The 16,885-nt window shown below is 61.1% G+C and carries 18 protein-coding genes; 11 read left to right on the top strand and 7 right to left on the bottom strand.

Annotated features, from left to right (window positions below; translation table 11 throughout):
* Positions 1-103: 103 nt before the first annotated feature.
* The 7 genes from VH599_16985 to VH599_16955 all read left to right on the top strand — a co-directional run bounded on the left by VH599_16985 (position 104) and on the right by VH599_16955 (position 8,084).
* Positions 104-355, top strand: coding sequence for a hypothetical protein (locus tag VH599_16985; GenBank protein HEY7350016.1), 252 nt, complete (start codon positions 104-106; stop codon positions 353-355).
* Between the two features lie 253 nt (positions 356-608).
* A complete protein-coding gene (locus tag VH599_16980) occupies positions 609-2,027 on the top strand; it encodes an LCP family protein (protein HEY7350015.1) in 1,419 nt (472 codons plus the stop codon).
* Positions 2,028-2,032: 5 nt separating this feature from the next.
* Positions 2,033-3,286 carry a hypothetical protein gene (locus VH599_16975; GenBank protein HEY7350014.1) on the top strand — a complete coding sequence of 418 codons (1,254 nt, stop codon included), beginning with the start codon at positions 2,033-2,035 and terminating at the stop codon, positions 3,284-3,286.
* Positions 3,287-3,338: 52 nt separating this feature from the next.
* Positions 3,339-4,664 (top strand): hypothetical protein, encoded by a 1,326-nt coding sequence (locus VH599_16970; GenBank protein HEY7350013.1) that lies wholly within the window; start codon positions 3,339-3,341, stop codon positions 4,662-4,664.
* 49 nt (positions 4,665-4,713) lie between these two features.
* Positions 4,714-6,012 (top strand): hypothetical protein, encoded by a 1,299-nt coding sequence (locus VH599_16965; protein ID HEY7350012.1) that lies wholly within the window; start codon positions 4,714-4,716, stop codon positions 6,010-6,012.
* A gap of 430 nt (positions 6,013-6,442) precedes the next feature.
* Positions 6,443-7,654, top strand: coding sequence for a protein kinase (locus VH599_16960; GenBank protein HEY7350011.1), 1,212 nt, complete (start codon positions 6,443-6,445; stop codon positions 7,652-7,654).
* Between the two features lie 46 nt (positions 7,655-7,700).
* A complete protein-coding gene (locus VH599_16955) occupies positions 7,701-8,084 on the top strand; it encodes a RidA family protein (protein HEY7350010.1) in 384 nt (127 codons plus the stop codon).
* On the opposite strand, the gene VH599_16950 is transcribed toward VH599_16955, so the two are convergent.
* A complete protein-coding gene (locus VH599_16950; protein HEY7350009.1) occupies positions 8,081-8,299 on the bottom strand; it encodes a PspC domain-containing protein in 219 nt (72 codons plus the stop codon). The two genes, VH599_16955 and VH599_16950, sit on opposite strands and share 4 nt — an antisense overlap.
* Positions 8,300-8,428: 129 nt before the next feature.
* On the opposite strand from VH599_16950, the gene dnaA reads away from it, so the two are divergent.
* Together dnaA and VH599_16940 are read left to right on the top strand one after the other, a co-directional pair.
* Positions 8,429-9,505, top strand: a complete 1,077-nt coding sequence (gene dnaA, locus VH599_16945; GenBank protein ID HEY7350008.1) for a chromosomal replication initiator protein DnaA — start codon at positions 8,429-8,431, stop codon at positions 9,503-9,505.
* Positions 9,506-9,519: 14 nt separating this feature from the next.
* The gene (locus VH599_16940) at positions 9,520-10,089 is read left to right on the top strand and encodes an LOG family protein (protein HEY7350007.1); all 570 of its coding nucleotides are present in this window, start codon (positions 9,520-9,522) and stop codon (positions 10,087-10,089) included.
* Here VH599_16940 and VH599_16935 read toward each other — a convergent pair whose 3' ends face one another.
* The 4 genes from VH599_16935 to VH599_16920 form a co-directional block, all read right to left on the bottom strand.
* Positions 10,090-10,737, bottom strand: coding sequence for an HD domain-containing protein (locus VH599_16935; protein HEY7350006.1), 648 nt, complete (start codon positions 10,735-10,737; stop codon positions 10,090-10,092).
* A 44-nt stretch (positions 10,738-10,781) separates the two neighbouring features.
* Positions 10,782-11,495 (bottom strand): TetR/AcrR family transcriptional regulator, encoded by a 714-nt coding sequence (locus tag VH599_16930; GenBank protein HEY7350005.1) that lies wholly within the window; start codon positions 11,493-11,495, stop codon positions 10,782-10,784.
* A 152-nt stretch (positions 11,496-11,647) separates the two neighbouring features.
* Entirely contained in the window at positions 11,648-12,139 is a 492-nt protein-coding gene (locus VH599_16925; protein ID HEY7350004.1) for a ClbS/DfsB family four-helix bundle protein, read from the bottom strand.
* A gap of 300 nt (positions 12,140-12,439) precedes the next feature.
* Positions 12,440-12,874: a hypothetical protein gene (locus VH599_16920; GenBank protein HEY7350003.1), complete on the bottom strand. Its 435-nt coding sequence runs from the start codon at positions 12,872-12,874 to the stop codon at positions 12,440-12,442.
* A gap of 53 nt (positions 12,875-12,927) precedes the next feature.
* Between VH599_16920 and VH599_16915 the strand changes: the two genes are divergently transcribed.
* Together VH599_16915 and VH599_16910 are read left to right on the top strand one after the other, a co-directional pair.
* A complete protein-coding gene (locus tag VH599_16915; GenBank protein HEY7350002.1) occupies positions 12,928-14,001 on the top strand; it encodes a methyltransferase domain-containing protein in 1,074 nt (357 codons plus the stop codon).
* Between the two features lie 73 nt (positions 14,002-14,074).
* Positions 14,075-14,944, top strand: a complete 870-nt coding sequence (locus VH599_16910; GenBank protein ID HEY7350001.1) for a cytochrome c oxidase assembly protein — start codon at positions 14,075-14,077, stop codon at positions 14,942-14,944.
* Positions 14,945-15,164: 220 nt separating this feature from the next.
* On the opposite strand, the gene VH599_16905 is transcribed toward VH599_16910, so the two are convergent.
* Positions 15,165-15,929, bottom strand: a complete 765-nt coding sequence (locus VH599_16905; GenBank protein ID HEY7350000.1) for a LiaF domain-containing protein — start codon at positions 15,927-15,929, stop codon at positions 15,165-15,167.
* Positions 15,930-15,951: 22 nt separating this feature from the next.
* The gene (locus tag VH599_16900) at positions 15,952-16,647 is read right to left on the bottom strand and encodes a LiaF domain-containing protein (protein HEY7349999.1); all 696 of its coding nucleotides are present in this window, start codon (positions 16,645-16,647) and stop codon (positions 15,952-15,954) included.
* Positions 16,648-16,885 lie beyond the last annotated feature (238 nt).

Raw genomic sequence — 16,885 nt, 5'->3', positions numbered from 1 at the left:
AACACATTGGCCTATTGTATCCATGATACCATGCGCGGCCAGGCAGAGCAAACACAGCAGGCTGCCCCAGTTCTAGCAAACATGAGGTGTTGGCAAGCGTGTCATGGTACTTGTAGCGCCGCCTTCCAGGCGGCCATCGCTGCGCCAGGGCGAGCGTTCGCTCTCCGAGCCACGGCGCCAGCAGGCCGACGTTGAGCCGCCAGGAGGGCCGCTTGGCCGCGCCCCTTCCCGAAGGGGGGCGGCGCTACAAATGGCAACCCCCGATAGGTGGTGGAACTGGCTGCCTCTTCATGCGCCAGCAGCGTGGCCTAATGGTCCTATTCTTGCGGAGAACCGACACCTCGTTCCCGGATAACCTCTGCTGTAAAAATTGTGAGCAGGTTCACACTCTATCCAGTTACCCTGGCTTGCGGCCAGACGTGTAGTGTATGGAGCATAAACTCAAGCGCGCGGGAAGCAATGGTATAATAAACTCGTTGCGGTTGAGCCGCTGGTAATCGCATTAAACAGATGCGTGCGCGGCGATGCTCGACAACCTGAGAGACAAAACGGGCAAGACACATGAGGCAGAGTAAGCGGGGAGCACCCCAGCCAGAGAAAGGCGCCAGATGAAACCAGAGTACCCACCCCCTGAAGGGTGGCGAAACCCAACCCCCTATAACTGGGACGACCCCTGGCGTCGAGCAGGCCAGGAGTCTGCTGTACCCGGCGAAGGCGTCTGGCAGCAGGCGCACAGCGCGCCAGGCCAGCCTGCCAGCCCCCCTTACAGCGGGTCGGCGCCCAACGAAGTGAGCGCCCCCGCCGCAGCGGGCAATGTTCCTGCTGGCAAGCGCGCAAAGCGCCTGGCCTCTCATCCTCCCACATCAAACGGTGCCGGTCCCGCCGGGCCGCCGCGCCCACTCACGCCGCGAGAGCGTCTGCGCAAACGCAATCGTCGCCTGCTCTGGCTCTTCATCCCGACAGCCATCCTCACCGTGCTGGCCGCCGTTGCGGGCAGCCTGGTCCTCTATTTCGGCCCGCTGCTGCAACTCATCCAGACCAGCACCAACCATCAGGTTGCTCGCGGCGGCCAGGAGCAAGGCATTGACGTACCCAGGGACATCTTGAGCGGCGAGCGTGTCAACGTCTTGCTGCTGGGCAGCGATAACGATACGCAGAAGTTTGGCGGCAGCGGCATGCTGGGCAACGGCGTCTTGACCCAGACGATTATCGTCGTCTCGCTGGACCCGGCCAGCAAAACCGTTGACCTGATCTCCATTCCCCGCGACTCCTGGGTCAACATGCCAGGGACAAACAGGTGTATGAAGCTGGACGAGATCGCCGGACAGGGCGATGGTTCCGATCAAGCCATTCAGTTTGAGCGCACCGTCGTAGAGCGCGACTATGGCATCCCCATCTGGCGCTACGCCTGGGTTGGGCTGGAAGGCTTCGTCAAAGTCATTGACACGCTGGGCGGCGTGGATGTGGATGTCCTGCACCCCATCGTGGACGACGCCTACCCCAACGATGTCGGCAACAGCGACCAATTTGGCTATAAGCGCCTGTATATCCAGTCAGGGCCGCAGCACCTGAATGGGCGGGCCGCCCTCGAATACGTGCGCTCGCGCCACTCCGACCAGTCCGGCGACTTCGGGCGCTCGCAGCGCCAGCAGTCCGTCTTGCTGGCCCTGGAGAAAAAGGCCAACACCGGCAACCTGGTTGATAAGATTCCCGACCTGGCAACCGACCTTCAGGGCAATGTGCTGACCGACATGACCGTGAAGGAAATCACCGAGGTTGCCAATTTTGCCAAAGACATCGCTCACCAGAACATCAAGCAGATCGTGCTTGCTCCGCCCGATTACAGCGCGGGCCAGGGGACGCTCTTCCGCTCCAATGGTGAGCAGACCTACGCGCTGCTGCCGAACTGGCAGGCGGTCAACCAGACCATCCAATCAACGATCCATCCAGACCCGGCCATCAACCAGAACCAGCCCTGCACAGTCAATCCGGTTCCGGGCCAGTGGTCAGGCCAGACAACGGGGTAACACGGATGGGCGCCCAGGACACAACACAACTCATAACAACAAGCAAGAGCAATCTGGCAAAGAGCAGGCTGAGCCTCTGGCCGGGCCTGGTCTTTGGCATCCTTCTCGCGCTGCAAGGCTGCAACGGCCTCGTCACCGACAGCAGCCAGTTTCGCCCGATCCCTGGCTCCAAAGACGGCGGCGCCAGCGCGCTTGCCATCAACGTCAACACCTCTTTTCAGGGGCATATCGCTTTTGTGCGCAACCAGCAGCTCTATACCTTGAGTGGCAAAGACGGCAGCGTCAATGCCCTGGTCGTCGGAAGCCACGCGCAAGACCCGGCGTATGCTCCCGATGGCTCGCATCTGGCCTATGTTCGCCGGGGCGCGAACTGGTCCGATCTGATGGTCGTTCCCTCGCAAGGCGGGCAGGCCATCGCGCTGACCCACAACCAGGGGACAGGGAAACAGATCGTATGCGCCAACGGCCTCAGCGAAGCCGATACGGCCTGGGCGGCAAACCCCATCTGGACACAGGACGGAGCCGCGCTCTACTTCCTTTCGGACGCGCAGAAACTGTTGAAAACCTCGTGTGGTTTTCAGGATATGGCCGTCTGGAAGATACCAGCGCGTGGCGGCAACGCCCAGATTGTTCTCTGGCCCGCGCGCGGCGACAACGACACCGGCCTGCCCGGCGCTGGCGGTGACGCCAACCTCAGCCTGCGCCCTGGCAGCGGCGTCCAACTAACCTACACCCACTACGCTTACGACCCAAAAGCGACCGATAACCTGCTGGTACAGGTCTTCCTGGCGGCGCTCGATCAACAGCCGGAGCCAGCGCAGGGCCAGCAATCGAACCCGACGCAGGGCCAGCAGCAAGAAACCGCGCTCGCGCCAGCCCTGGGCATTGATAGCAAACCGCAGCAGACGCGGGAGGCATCCTGGTCGCCCGATGGTCAGAACCTGGCCTATATCATCGGCACGGATGGCTCGGCCTCGCTAGCGATCATGCGCGTGAGCGACCCGGCCAACGGCTCGCCGGACTTTGGTGACTATGCGAAGTCTACCAGGCCCGATCTTGGCAGCGGCGCCATCTCGTACCCGGTCTGGTCGCCCGACGGCAAATCTCTGCTCTATCTGCAATACAAAAATAACCAGTATAACCTGTGGCTGGCGCAGTTAGCCTTTAACGGCGCGACCATCTCGATTCAAGGAAAGCCAATCCAACTCACCGACGGCGGCGTTGACGGCGACTCTCGCCCTTCGTGGACCAGCGCCTGACACCAGCCACCGCCCGGACTATCCAGACCAGGGACGAAGGAGCAAGTGAACTATGCGGGTACGCTCTAGCTCGCAATATCCGAAAAAATATGGCTGGCTGGCAATTGTCACCCTCATCGTGCTGCTGCAAGCATGTGGCGATAACAACGATCACTTCAGTTCCAACGGGAACCCTGGTGGCGTCGGCACCAACCAAACGGTCAAATTCACTGGCTCCATGCTCTTTGTCAAGGATGGCAACCTGCTCGTCCTACACGGCGCGGATGAGAGCGTAACCCAGCTTACCTCTAACCGCTCAGCCGCTCAGCCATCCGTCTCACACGACGGCAGCACTATCGCCTTTGAGTTGCACAAGCCGGGGAGCGATTATTCCAACCTCGCCACCATGCCCCTGGCAGGCGGCACTGTCACACCCCATACCGACAACCGGCTCCTGTGTAAGTGCGACCCGGATAAGAGCGGCGTCTTTCACTATCAGTTCTGGGCTGGCAATCCCATCTGGAGCAGCGACGACAAGCAGATCATCTATCTCTCCGATTTCTATAAGGGTGGGCGGGCCACGCCTCGCATCAACCAGACCTGTCCCGCCTTCTCAATAAAAGACTCTATTCAAGACCTGGCTATCGTCGAGACGCCTGCCAACGCCAGGGCGCTTCCAGCCATCTCGTCCTCCGGACACGCGAACCCGCCCAAACTCCTCGCCTGGCCCTATTGTTATGCCGGGGGCGATCAAGACCTCAGCTTGCGGCCCGGCGTCTCAGATACAGAAATCCTGTTCACCGGCTTCCGCTATGTCGGATCACAGAACGATCTGGTAGCCCAGGTCTCGGTCCTCATCATCCCCAGGGGAGGCGGGCCGTACCGCGTCATCCAGCTATCGCCGCCGGACCCCAAAATCTTATCTCTGGAGCCGTCCTGGTCGCCTGACGGCAAATACATCACCTATATCCGCCGCGAAAACGGTCAGGACAATCTGTATATCATGGCCGTTGATGCCGCCATCCAAAACGGCATACCTAACACGCTCGCTGGAGGTGGCCCGGAAGAATACCTTTTAATCGGCGCAGCCCGCGCAAAGTACTATACGAACACCACCTATTATGACGCCTCGCACAAGCTGGCTGAGGGCATCATCGGCCAGCCGACCTGGGGCGATCAGAATCAACTCTTCTTCATGGAGTTTCGTGATAACCTGTTTGACCTGTTTCTGGCGAAAGTGAAGTTTACGGCTCCCGCGCCCGCCGCGTCGGCCACGCCTGGCGCTGCGCCAACGCCGACAGCTACACCACCGCCCGGTATTACCCTGGATGGCGACCCCATCCAACTGACCAGGAATGGCATTGATGGCGCCTCTCGCCCTGTATGGCTCAGCGCCTGATCACCATCTGCTTTGAGGATATTGAACTAGGAATAAGGAGACATGCGCCATGCGCGAGCCATTGGAGCGGCCCGCCGCCCGAAACTATCGCTGGCTGATTGCATTCGGCCTGAGCTTGATGCTGCTGCTGCAAGCATGCGGCGACAATAACAACAACTTTAACACCAAGAAGACCAACGGCAGCGGCGATATTGGCGTCAGTAACACCCAATTCGACGGCAATATCCTCTTTGTCAAAGGGGGCAACATCTTTATCCTGCATGGCAAGGATGATAGCCTGACCCAGTTAACCCAGGATGGCGCCGCTCTCCAGCCTGCTCTTTCGCCCAATGGCACGGCTATCGCCTTTGTCGTGCGCAGGAATGGCAGAGACTATTCCGACATTGCCACCATGCCCATCGCTGGCGGGAAAGCCACGATGCTCACCGACGACTCCCTCCACAACCGGAGTACCGGCGCGCCCTTTCACTATCTGTTCTGGGCTGGCAATCCCATCTGGACCGCCAACGGGAAGAACATCATCTACCTCACCGATTTCTTCAAGGGCGGCAATACCACACCCTTCCCCAATCCCACCTGCTATGGCGCCTCCTCCAGAGACTGGATTCTGGACATGGGCATTGCCGAACTGCCTGCCAGCGCCAGGCCGGTTTCTGGCGGCCAGTTGAATGCCCCACCCAGGCAACTCGCCTGGCCTTACTGCTACGCGGGCGGCGATCAAGACCTCAGCCTGCGCCCAGGCACAAGTGACACAGAGATCCTCTTTACCAGCTTCCAATACGTAGGCTCTAATTCTGATCTCGTGACACAGTTGTCCCTCCTGATTATCCCCGCCGCAGGTGGCGACTCCCGCGTCGTCCAGCTATCGCCGCTGGACCCCAAACTCATCCCGCTTGAGCCATCCTTCTCCCCCGATGGCAAGTACATCACCTATATCCGCCGCGAGAACGGGCAGGACGACCTCTATATCATGCCCGTCGGCGCGAAAGTCACGGGCGACCCCAACCAGGAAAGCTACCCCCTGATCAGAAACGGGCAGAGCATCTACTATACCAACACCAGCTACTACAAGCAATCGCAGAAGCTGGCGTCGGGCCTCATCGGCCAGCCGGTCTGGGGCGCGAACAACACCCTCTTCTTTATGGAGTTTAACAACGGCGAATATAACCTGTTCATGGCAAAGGTCAAGTTCACCACCCCCGCGCCTGCGCCCGCCGCGTCGGCCACGCCTGGCGCAACACCAACGCCGACAACGACCCCGGCGCCCACTATTACGCTGGATGGCGACCCCATCCAACTGACCCAGGGTGGCATTGACGGCACATCTCGCCCGAACTGGTTCGAGTAAAAGTCTGCTGGCGGCTGAAGGCCGCGCCGCCAAGCCTGTCTGTACTTGTAGCGCCGCCTTCCAGGCGGCCAACGCTTCGCCAGGGCGCGCGTTCGCCCTCCAGGCCACCGTACCGGCGGGCCAGCGTTGAGCCGCCAAGATGGCGGCGCTACAAGTGAGCCGTCCGGCATGTCGGCGGTGGGGAATCCGTGCAGACAGGCTTGGCGGCGCAGCCTTCAGCCGCCAGCCTCCGTACCCCTGACGGACTTTTAGAGAGCCTCTCACGCGCAAAGATGCCGCTTGACGGTCTATGAACGAAACGTCTATACTTACCACCAGAGCATGGTCATGTATCCTCAGAAGCACGCCTGGGCGGCTGCTTTTTTAAGATGAAGGGCGGCAGGGCGCCAGGCGCTGAACATCCAGCCCTCAATCCAAGCGGGAGCAATGGATGGAAACGAAACGGACAGGTAGGACATCTCTGGGCGATGGCCGCTACGAACTGCGCGAGCCAATTGCCACCGGCGGCATGGCAACCGTCTATAAAGCCTGGGACACGCGGGTTGAGCGCATCGTAGCCGTCAAAATCCTGCGTTCCCTGGCAAAAACTGACCGGCGCGCCATCGAGCGTTTCCGGCGTGAAGCGCATGCCGCTGCCCGCCTCTCCCATCCCAATGCCGTCACCATCTACGATTTTCTGGAGGAGCGCGGCGAACACTACCTGATCATGGAATACGTGGAGGGCGTCAACCTCAAGCAATATCTGGCTCAGAAAAACTCGCTCTCTCCACAAGAGGCGGTCCAGATCACCGGCCAGATTTGTTCGGTCCTTCAAGTGGCCCACGCCCAGGGCTTCATCCACCGTGATATTAAGCCCCAAAACATTATGATCACCCCCGACGGCCAGGCCAAACTGACCGACTTTGGCATCGTGCGCGTGATGGAAGCCGCCGGACTCACCAACACCGGCATCGTCCTGGGTACCGCCGATTACCTCGCGCCAGAGCAGGCGCGCGGCGAGCCGCTCAGCCCCGCAAGCGACCTCTATTCGCTCGGTGTCGTCCTCTACGAAATGCTGGCTGGCCGCCCCCCATTCGTCGGGTCTTCCGCAGTGCAGGTGGCAATGCAGCACGCCAATAACGTCCCGCCGCCGCCATCCAAATATAACGCCCGCATCCCGCGCGCCCTGGAACTGGTGGTGAAAAAAGCCCTTCAGAAAGAGCCGGAACGGCGCTATACCAGCGCCGAGGCGATGCGCAAAGCTCTGCGCGAAAGCCTGAAGAAAAGCATCGAAGAGGGCATCACCATTCCTGGCAGCCTGCTCGCTGTGGATCAACAGCCTCATCGCCGGGTCACAGCGCCCCCTGGCGCCAGCGAGCGCCCAAAGCATACCTCACGCCCGGTAGACGCTTCGCCGCCCCCGGATCGGTCCTTCTCTCCCCCTGGCTCTGTGTCTCCCCTGGCTGGTCCCGGCGCGCGCGCGCGTTCCTCGCGCTGGACCTCACTCGTCATGATCATTGTGGTCATCATCCTGCTGGTGAGCCTGGCGCTGGGTGTCTATTTCGCCTTCATTAAATCGCCTGGTCACGCCTTCATCGCACCAGCGGCGCAGGCAAGCCAGACCCAGGCCACAGGACGCCAGCAGATTCAGGAGCCAGCCTGAATCATACCAACCATCCCATAGCTGTAGCAGAAAGCGAGTTATTACCATGCAGCGCGAACAGGTGAAAACCCAGCATGCCCCGGCGGCCATCGGCCCCTACAGCCAGGCCATCAAAGCTGGCGGCATGATCTTCGCCGCCGGCCAGATTCCTCTTGACCCCGCAACCGGCCAGTTCATCACCGGAGACATTCAGGCGCAAACCGAGCGCGTCCTTGAAAACATCCGTGCCGTCCTGACCGCTGCGGGCGCTTCGTTTGAGGCGGTTGTCAAAACAACCGTCTTCCTCAAATCAATGAGCGATTTCGCGGCCATGAACGAAGTGTACGCGCGCTATTTCACCGAGACTCCCCCGGCGCGCAGCACCGTAGCCGTCGCCGATTTGCCGCGTGGGGCGCTGGTCGAGATCGAGTGCATCGCCCTCGCAGGCTAGCCAGCCATCGGCGCTGGCTTCTCAGGCGGCAAAAGCAGGACCAGCGCGACATAGAACAGACCTATCAAAATACTAAAGGGGATCACCAACAGCAGTACGACGAGCCGCACGATGGTTGCATCAATGCCAAGAAACTCGCCCAAGCCGCCACACACTCCGGCAACCATCTTATTCGTCGTACTGCGGTGTAAATGCTGTTGAGTCACTGATCGCATCGCGTTACTCTCCCTTCTGGAATGAAGCACTATCTTTGCCTCGTTGCACGAGCTATGCCAGGCTGGACAGCCCATCATTCGCGCCAGAATCCATGAGATAGACGGCTGGACACTTCGCATATGGAAACGATGCCATTGAATGAACCGCCTTTTACCGATCAATCAGGGCGCGCTGTAGGCCCACTTGGACCCAGCCTGAACCCGCGCTATACCTTTGCCGGGTTCATTGTGGGCAGCAGCAATCGCCTGGCCCACGCTGCCTCGCTCGCCGTGGCAGAGAAGCCCGGTACGTCCTATAACCCGCTCTATCTCTATGGCGGCGTCGGCCTGGGGAAAACGCACCTGCTCCACGCCATCGGTCACAGCGCCCTGGCGCGTGGGCTGGCCGTGTTGTATATCTCATCAGAGACATTCACCAACGAGATTGTGAACGCCATCCGTTACCGCTCCACCGAAGAGTTCCGCGCGAAATACCGCTCTGTGGATGTCTTGCTGGTGGATGATATTCAATTTATCGCGGGCAAAGAATCAACCGAAGAAGAGTTTTTCCACACCTTTAACAGCCTGCATGAAAGCAGCAAACAAATCGTCATTTGCAGTGATCGCCCGCCCAAATTGATCACCCACCTGGAAGAGCGCCTGCGCTCGCGCTTTGAGTGGGGACTGATCGCCGATATTCAACTGCCCGACCTGGAACTGCGCACCGCCATCTTGCGCGCCAAGGTTGATTACATGCAGCGCCTGGTCCCCAATGAGGTCATTGATTTTGTGGCGCGGCGCGTGGATACCAACATCCGCGAACTCGAAGGCAGCCTGAACCGCGTGCTGGCCTACGCCGAATTGCATCAGAGCGCGCTCTCCGTAGAGACCGCGCGCCTGGCCCTGCAAAACCTGGCGATTGACATCAAAGGCAATCAGCCAACCCTGCCTCAGATCACGCGCTGTATCGCAGACTACTACCACATCCCCGAAGCCCTCTTGCGTGGCAGGCAGCGAGACCGCTATGTCGTCCTGCCGCGCCAGATCGCCATGTTCTTGATGCGCCAGGAAACCGATGCCTCTACCACCGACATCGGCAACGAACTGGGGGGCCGCGATCACACCACCATCATTCACGGCTATGAAAAAATTGCCCAGGAAATCAAGGAAAATGCCACCCTCAAACGCGAAATTGAGGCCATCCGACAGATGCTTTTCAATCGCTAGGGAAGGAGCGCAGAATGGCAGAAGCTCGCGCAGAATCGTACATCATCACCGTTTTTGGCAGTTCGCGCTGCCCCGAAGATTCCACCATCTATCGGGACGCGCACGAATTAGGCAAGCAGCTCGCTGAAGCGGACTTCACCGTCTGCAATGGCGGCTACGATGGCGCGATGCAAGCCGTCAGCCGGGGCGCGCGTGAAGCGGGCGGCCATGTCATCGGCATTATGGTTGATCAACTCTTTCGCGCCAGCATCCCGAACCCCTGGCTGGTGGAGCGCATCCAGGCCGAAACCATCTTTGCCCGCCTGGAAGCCCTGACCAACCGCGCCGACGGCTTCGTCGTCGTGACAGGCGGCACTGGCACGCTCACCGAACTCTTCCTCGTCTGGAGCCTCAGCCTCCTCGACGGCCCAGGGCCGCGCCCCATCATTCTGCTGGGCGAAAACTGGCGGCCCGTCCTTGAAAGCCTCGTCGCCAACCTCGACGTTCACCCCAAAGACCTGGCCGCCGTCCAGATAGCCGCCACACCCGCCAACGCCATAGCTCTGCTTCAGCAGAGATTAGAGCATAAAAGAATCGAACCGTGATCAGCGCGCGCCTTCCCACTCCGCCTCAAACTCGGCCAGGAACGCTTCCAGCACCGCGTGCCGATGCGCCGCCAGCCGCCGCGCTGTAGCAGTATGCATCCTGTCTTTGAGTAAGAGCAGCTTTTCATGAAAATGGGTGATGGTCGCCGCCTGCTGGCCGCGATATTCCTCCGCCGTCATCTGGCCGCGTGGCCGGGCCTCCGGGTCGTGCAGCAGCAAACCCTTCGCGCCGCCATAGGCAAAGGCCCGCGCAATGCCGATGGCCCCGATAGCATCCAGCCGATCAGCATCCTGCACAATCTGCCCCTCCAACGTGTGCATCGGCGGCTGGCCGCCGCCCTTAAACGACAGGTGGGTAATAATCTCCATCACTCGCGCAATCGTCGGCGCATCGGCCTCGTGCTGCGCCAGCCAATCGCGCACCTCTTCCAGCGCCCGCGCCTCATCGGGGTTCAGCTTCCAGTCGGCCAGATCATGCGTCAGCGCCGCCAGTTCACACAAAAAGACATCCGCCCCCTCCTCTTCTGCCAGCCGCCGCGCCAGCCGCACCACGCGCTCAACATGGCGCCAATCGTGTCCACTGCTATCATCCCCCAGGCGCGCCCGGACATGCGCCCGCGCCGCTGCAAGTAACTGCTCTCGTTCCACCGGCTACCCTCTCCTCTGATAAACCTGAGCGCCCTGCCCATGACTCAGGGCTTCAATCCATGCGCCAGAAAATCAAGCAGCATCGCAAAAACGCGCTCTGGCAGTTCTGGCGCCTCACCCTCGGCAGCGTGGTCCCGCCCGGCCTGACCTACCTCGCTCTCCGACCAGACCAGCCAGCGTTGCGCCAGAAAATGGCCGATCCCGATCAGCGTATAGGCCAGCGCCTCCGCGTCCATCTCCCGAATCTCGCCAGCCGCCATCGCCTTGCGCAAACCCCGCTCGTAGGGGCGGGCCAGCCGCGTATAGTACTCCTGAAAGGTAGGCTGGTCCAGGCGATCTGCTTCCTGCACAATGCGGAAAAGCTGCGGGTGGACGCGAGTATAGGCAAAAAACGCCCTGAAACCATCGCGCTCCATTGCCAGCCGATCCCCCGAATTGTGCGACGCGGCGCGCAGGCTGACACGCATGCGCTCGCCCAGGTCTTCCACCAGTTTCAGGAAAATCTCGCGCTTACTGCGAAAATAAAGATAGAAAGTACCCTGCGCCACCTGCGCGCGCTGCGTAATCTCCGTCACGCTGGCCCCATGATAGCCTTTCGCGCCAAAGACCGTTTCGGCGGCATCCAGAATGCGGCGGCGTGTGGCCTCGCCACGCGCCGTTACCGGCATCAGCGCCGAGCCTGACTCGCTCTCGCGCTCGTGAAGCAGCCCTGCTGTGCCTTCCAAGTGACCCTGCCGCTTTCGTCGCTCCTGCGCCATGCCAGCACCCCCCTGAGCTATGGGTGAAAAAAGTTGCCCTTACTATATTATCTGCCGGGCTTCATCGCAAGCGACGAGACCGGGCGAAGAGGAGAGCAAGGGCCTCTTCTCGTCCATAGCTCAGGGCTAGAGCCATCCCAGCCTGCCGCGAGCTACTGCGAGCCAGCGAGCCAACGCTGAATGATGTCCCCGTGTTCCTCGTAGTGTCCAAAGGTATTGCCCGCGACAAAGCCCCAGAACGGATTACCGGATTTGCTCCAGGGGGCTGGCGCGTTCAGGCTCTCCTCACTCATGGCCTGGATGCCCGCCAGCACACGCTGGTACGAGGCGCGAAAATCAGCCTGCACTTCAGCAAGAGGGCGTCCCTTGTTCTCCTGATAGATGTGTTCGTTTTGCTCATCTTCAGAGGAAAGACCGGGCAAAAACTCTGGCGGCTCCTGGTTCTTCAGGATTCCCTGAACCTGATCCAGCAAATAGTTTTGCCAGATGGTGAGATGGGCCAGATTATCTTTGACCGACCAGGGGCCATTGACATTCGGAGTCGTCATCTGCGACTCGCTCAAAGGGGCCAGGATCGCCTCGAACTGTTTGTACCCGCCCTGGATGCGCTCCAGCAGTTCGGCCTTTTCAATAGTTTCGGACATGGGGAGTCTCTCCTTCAGTTTTCAGCATGTTTCGATACTTAACCTGCTAGTAGCATACCCCCAAAAGCGGAGAAGATCAGTCCTGATTCACGCCCGCTCGCGGTTGAAAGCCCCGGCGTCTATACTTGTAGCGCCGCCTTCCAGGCGGCCACCGCTGCGCCAGCGCGCACGCCCACTTGTAGCGCCGCCATCCTGGCGGCCACCGCTGCGCCAGGGCGAGCGTGCGCCCTCCAGGCCAACGGACCGGTAGTCCGACGATGAGCCGCCTGGAAGGCGGCGCTACAAGTACAGCCGCCGCGCCTATTGAGGCGGGGGGAGCCTGCGTCGGCAGGCTTGGTGGCGTAGCCTCCAGGCGCGGCCTTCAGCCGCCAGCCTCCGTACCCCTGACGGGCTTTTAGATAGCCCTGTACCGCCGCCCACTGGTAGCGCCGCCATCCTGGCGGCCACCGCTGCGCCAGCGCGCACGCCCACTTGTAGCGCCGCCATCTTGGCGGCCACCGCTGCGCCAGGGCGCACGTGCGCCCTCCAGGCTACCGGACCGGCAGGCCAACGTTGAGCCGCCTGGAAGGCGGCGCTACAGGTACAGACGCCGCGCCGACACGGGTGGGTGGGGGAACCCGCGCAGGCGGGTTTGGCGGCGTAGCCTCCAGGCGCGGGCGCGGTTTCAACCGCCTGTGGCGGCGGCTTGCGAGACACCTTCGCCTGGGCTATAGTAATGATCAGCCCTGTTCCCATAAGCGGCTCCATGCGCCAGTGAATACCCGAACCATCCACAGCAAGGGGGAGTGATGACAACCAGAAAGTGGCTTGACCGGGCGAAGCTCGACGCCTTCAGTGAAAAGGTGTTCAACGACCTGAGCGGCACGTATGTCGCTGCTATGTGCATCCTTGGCGACCGGTTGAGGTTGTTTCAGCATCTCGCCGAGGCCAGCCCGACCACCAGCACCGAACTGGCCGAGCGCGCCAACATCAACGAACGCTACGCGCGAGAATGGCTGAGCGCGCTGGCCTGCGCGGGCTATGTGGACTACGACCCGGCCAGCCGCCGCTTTAGCCTGTCGCCCGAACACGCGGCGGTTCTGGCTGACGAGGGCGGCGCGTTCTGCGTTGGCGGCGATTTCGAGCAGCTTCCCGCCTTGTGGAGCGCGCTGGACCCGCTGACGCTGGCCTTTCGTCAGGGCGGCGGCGTCCCGCAGGCAGCCTACCACGAAAGCCTCTATCATGGCATGGACCGCACCGCCGTTGTCACCTACCAGCACGCCTTGATTCAGAAATGGATACCTGCTCTGCCAGAGCTTCAGGCCGCGCTTGAACGTGGCATCGAGGTCGCCGATGTGGGCTGCGGCGGCGGGCGCGCCCTGATTCGCTTGGCGCAGGCGTTCCCCAACGCGCGTTACACCGGCTACGATGTCTATCCCCCCAGCATCGCGCTGGCCCGGCAGAACGCCGAGGCAGCCGGCGTGGCAGATCGAGCGCATTTTGAGACCCTGGATGTTTCCAGAGGCTTGCCTGGACAGTACGATCTCATCACCACCTTTCTGGTCATTCACGACGCGGCAGACCCACGCAGCCTCTTGCGCGCCATCCGCGCAGCCCTCAAACCGGACGGAACCTACCTCTGCGCAGAGATCAAAGCCCAGGACAGGCTGGAGGACAACGCCGGGCCGCTCGGCGCGTTTCTCTACAGCACCAGCGTGCTATATTGTATGACCGTCTCGCTGGCCGAAGGGGGAGAAGGGCTGGGCACCGCAGGCATGCCAGCATCCAAAGTCCGCGAACTCTGCACAGAAGCCGGTTTCAGCAGCGTTCGGCTGCTGCCCATCGAACACCCTTTCAGAAATCTGTTTGAGGCAAAGCCCTGAGCAGCGCAGCAGCGAAAAGCAATTTCTTGCTATAGTCTAGAAGAACATCCTGGAAGCGCGATCAAGGACAGCTATGGACACGTCACTCTTACTCCAATGGCATTGGGACGCTGGCGTCTTACTCTTTCTGGCTGCGCTCTGCGCAGGCTATTTCGCAGGCATTGGCCCGCTGCGCCAGAAGTATCGTTTGGGCGAGCCAGCCACGCGCGGCCAGATACTGCTCTTTCTCAGCGCCATCGCCTTGCTCTTCCTGACCCTGGTATCGCCGCTGGATACACTGGGCAATCAGTACCTCTTCAGCGCCCATATCACGCAAGTCCTGATCCTGACCACATTCTGCCCGCCGCTGCTGCTGCTGAGCCTGCCCGATTGGCTGCTGAATCCGCTCTTTCGCTCAGGGCCGCTGCGCCGGATGACGCGGGGAACCTTCTTTCTCTTCCTTGCCAGCTTTCTCTTTAACGTCAACTTCCTGATCTGGCTGATTCCGGCGCTGTATAACCCCGCCGTCCAGCACGCGCCGCTGCATAACCTGCAAAGCCTCATCTTCCTGTTCACCGGCATCATCAACTGGTGGCCCTTGATTACGCCCGCGCGCGATGCCCGCCACTGGTCCCACCCCGTTCAGTTGCTCTATCTCTTTCTGGACGGCATTCCGATGGGGTTCGTCTGCATCATCCTCTTCTTCATCAACCAGCCCGCCTACGCCGTGTACCAGAACGCGCCGCGCCTCTGGGGCATTTCCGCCCTGGCCGATTTTCAGCTAGGGGCCATCATTCTCTACGCGCCCGGCCTGCTGCTCGACATCGTGGTTCTCAGCCTCATCTTCTTCAGATGGCTGGCGCGGCAAGAAGAAGAGGCGCGCCAGCGCGAAGAGGCCGAAGATGCCGCCCAGGCCAGAGAAGAAGAACTGGCGTCAGGCCAGCACGTCACAAAGCCCGCCTAGCGGGCGCTTTGCGTGTACCGCCGCCGTCCCTGGCGGCCAAACGCTGCAATGCCCTGAACGCTGCGCTTCCGAGCAGCGCGCCTGCCTGTACCGCCGCCGGGACGGCGGCCCACCGCTGGGACAGGACGCGCGTTGCCCTGAAGAGGCGAACGCTCGCTCAGGCGCGGCGTTTGGCCGCCGAGACGGCGGCGCTACAAGCCGCATGCAGTCGGATTTGCTCCTACCAATCGCGCGCCCGCCGCTCCTGGCGGCGCGCTTCGAGTCGGGCGTGGCGCTCGGCCTGGCGAATGCTGCGCATGGCAGCACGATCATAAGCGGTTTGGCGGTTAGGCGCGCTCAGCAAGCCAGCGCCGGTAATCACCGGCCCATCAACCTGAACCACCTCGACACCGCCCATCATCGCAAAGACCTGAATATCGAGCTGCGGCGTGGACGTTCCTGGCATTTTGAGCGCCTGGCTCTCTTCATGGCTGAACGAGATGATGCCCCCGCTGCTTTCGCCCAGGGCATTGACCCCGCCCATGATCACAAACGAGCGCACCGACACATCCACCGAGCGCGGCACATAGAGCTTGGCCCCACCCATCAGGAAGTATAGCTTGATGGTCCCCTGACGCGGCAGCGCGGCCAGGCTCAGATCAACTTCCATGCCGCCCATCACTGCAACGCCCATCGTTTGCTCGTTCAGCCTCCAGGGGCGGCTGATGCGCTGAAAGCCGCCCATGAAGGCGACCCACCAGCCCGTCCGGCGCGGCGTCGCGGCAACTGGCGGCACAGCCGTCTGAGGCGACAGCGCATCCAGCGCAGTGATCGGCGAAGATGGCAATTCCTGGACAATGGCCTGGCATTCCTCTGGCGTCTGCGCCTGCAAGAGCGCGTTGAGGGCATACTCAAAGCGATCAAACGCGAGATCGCCCCGCTCGTAGCGCGCCCGCACCTGACGAATCGCCTCTTGCTGGGGTGTCAAAGCTGGTGGTTGTTGCATCGTTTCCGTCCTCTTCAAGAACCTACTGCGGCTGAGGCAGCGCCGGAGGGGCCGCCTGGCCGGGCGTCATTTCAAGCGTGATGACCGGGGCATCCACCTGTTTGACATTCAATTCGCCGATCAGCATAAAGGCGCGAATCTCCAGGTGGGGCGCGGAAGCCGCTCCTGCTCCCGGCGCGGGAAACTCTTCTTCATTCAGATAGGCGAAGATGCCCTCGCGCGATTCGCCCAGGGCTTTGACATCGCCGATCAGCGTAAACGCCCGCACCGAAACCCGCACCGAGCTTGGCACATACAGCGTGGCCTCGCCAACCAGCGCGTACACGTCCAGAACGCTGTGCGGTGGCATCGTGGCAAGGCTCATATCCAGGCCAAGTTCGCCGATCCCCATCACGGCTGTGGTACGCTGGCCCATGCGCCAGGGGCGTTTCATCCGCTTGAATTCGCCGATGATGCCGATCAGCCATCGCCTGCCGGGCAGCTTTGGCGCGGTCGGCGCGAGAGCCGCTGGCGACGCGGAGATCAGCGCGTCCAGCGGGTTCACCGGCTCAGTGGGCAACTCTTGAATAATGGTCCGACACTCCTCCGGGGTCCGGGCTGCTAAGAGCGCGTTCAGCGCGTACTCAAAGCGATCAAAGGGAATGTCTCCCCGCTCATAGCGGGTGCGCGCCTCGCGGATAGCCTCTTGTTGGGGTGTCAGTGCCGGGTGCTGCTGCATCTGCCGCCTCCTTGTGCTGCTCTTTTTGCTGCGCTAGTAGTGTATCATAGGATTGCTGGTGATTAAACTGCTGTGTTCTTGACACCAGATGCCCATCCCAGGTACGCTCTCCTATCATACGGTCCAGCCAGATTTTTGTTGGAAAGAAGAAAAAAGCCCCTAACCGCTAAACCGCTCTTGATCGGTTAGTGTGTTTTGTCTTATGTATCTAACCAGTAATATCGAGTAATCCGGTTAG

Source organism: Ktedonobacterales bacterium, assembly GCA_036557285.1.
GTDB lineage: Bacteria > Chloroflexota > Ktedonobacteria > Ktedonobacterales > DATBGS01 > DATBHW01.
Note: the sequence above shows the minus strand (reverse complement) of the source record. Positions and strands in the feature narration are given on the sequence as shown.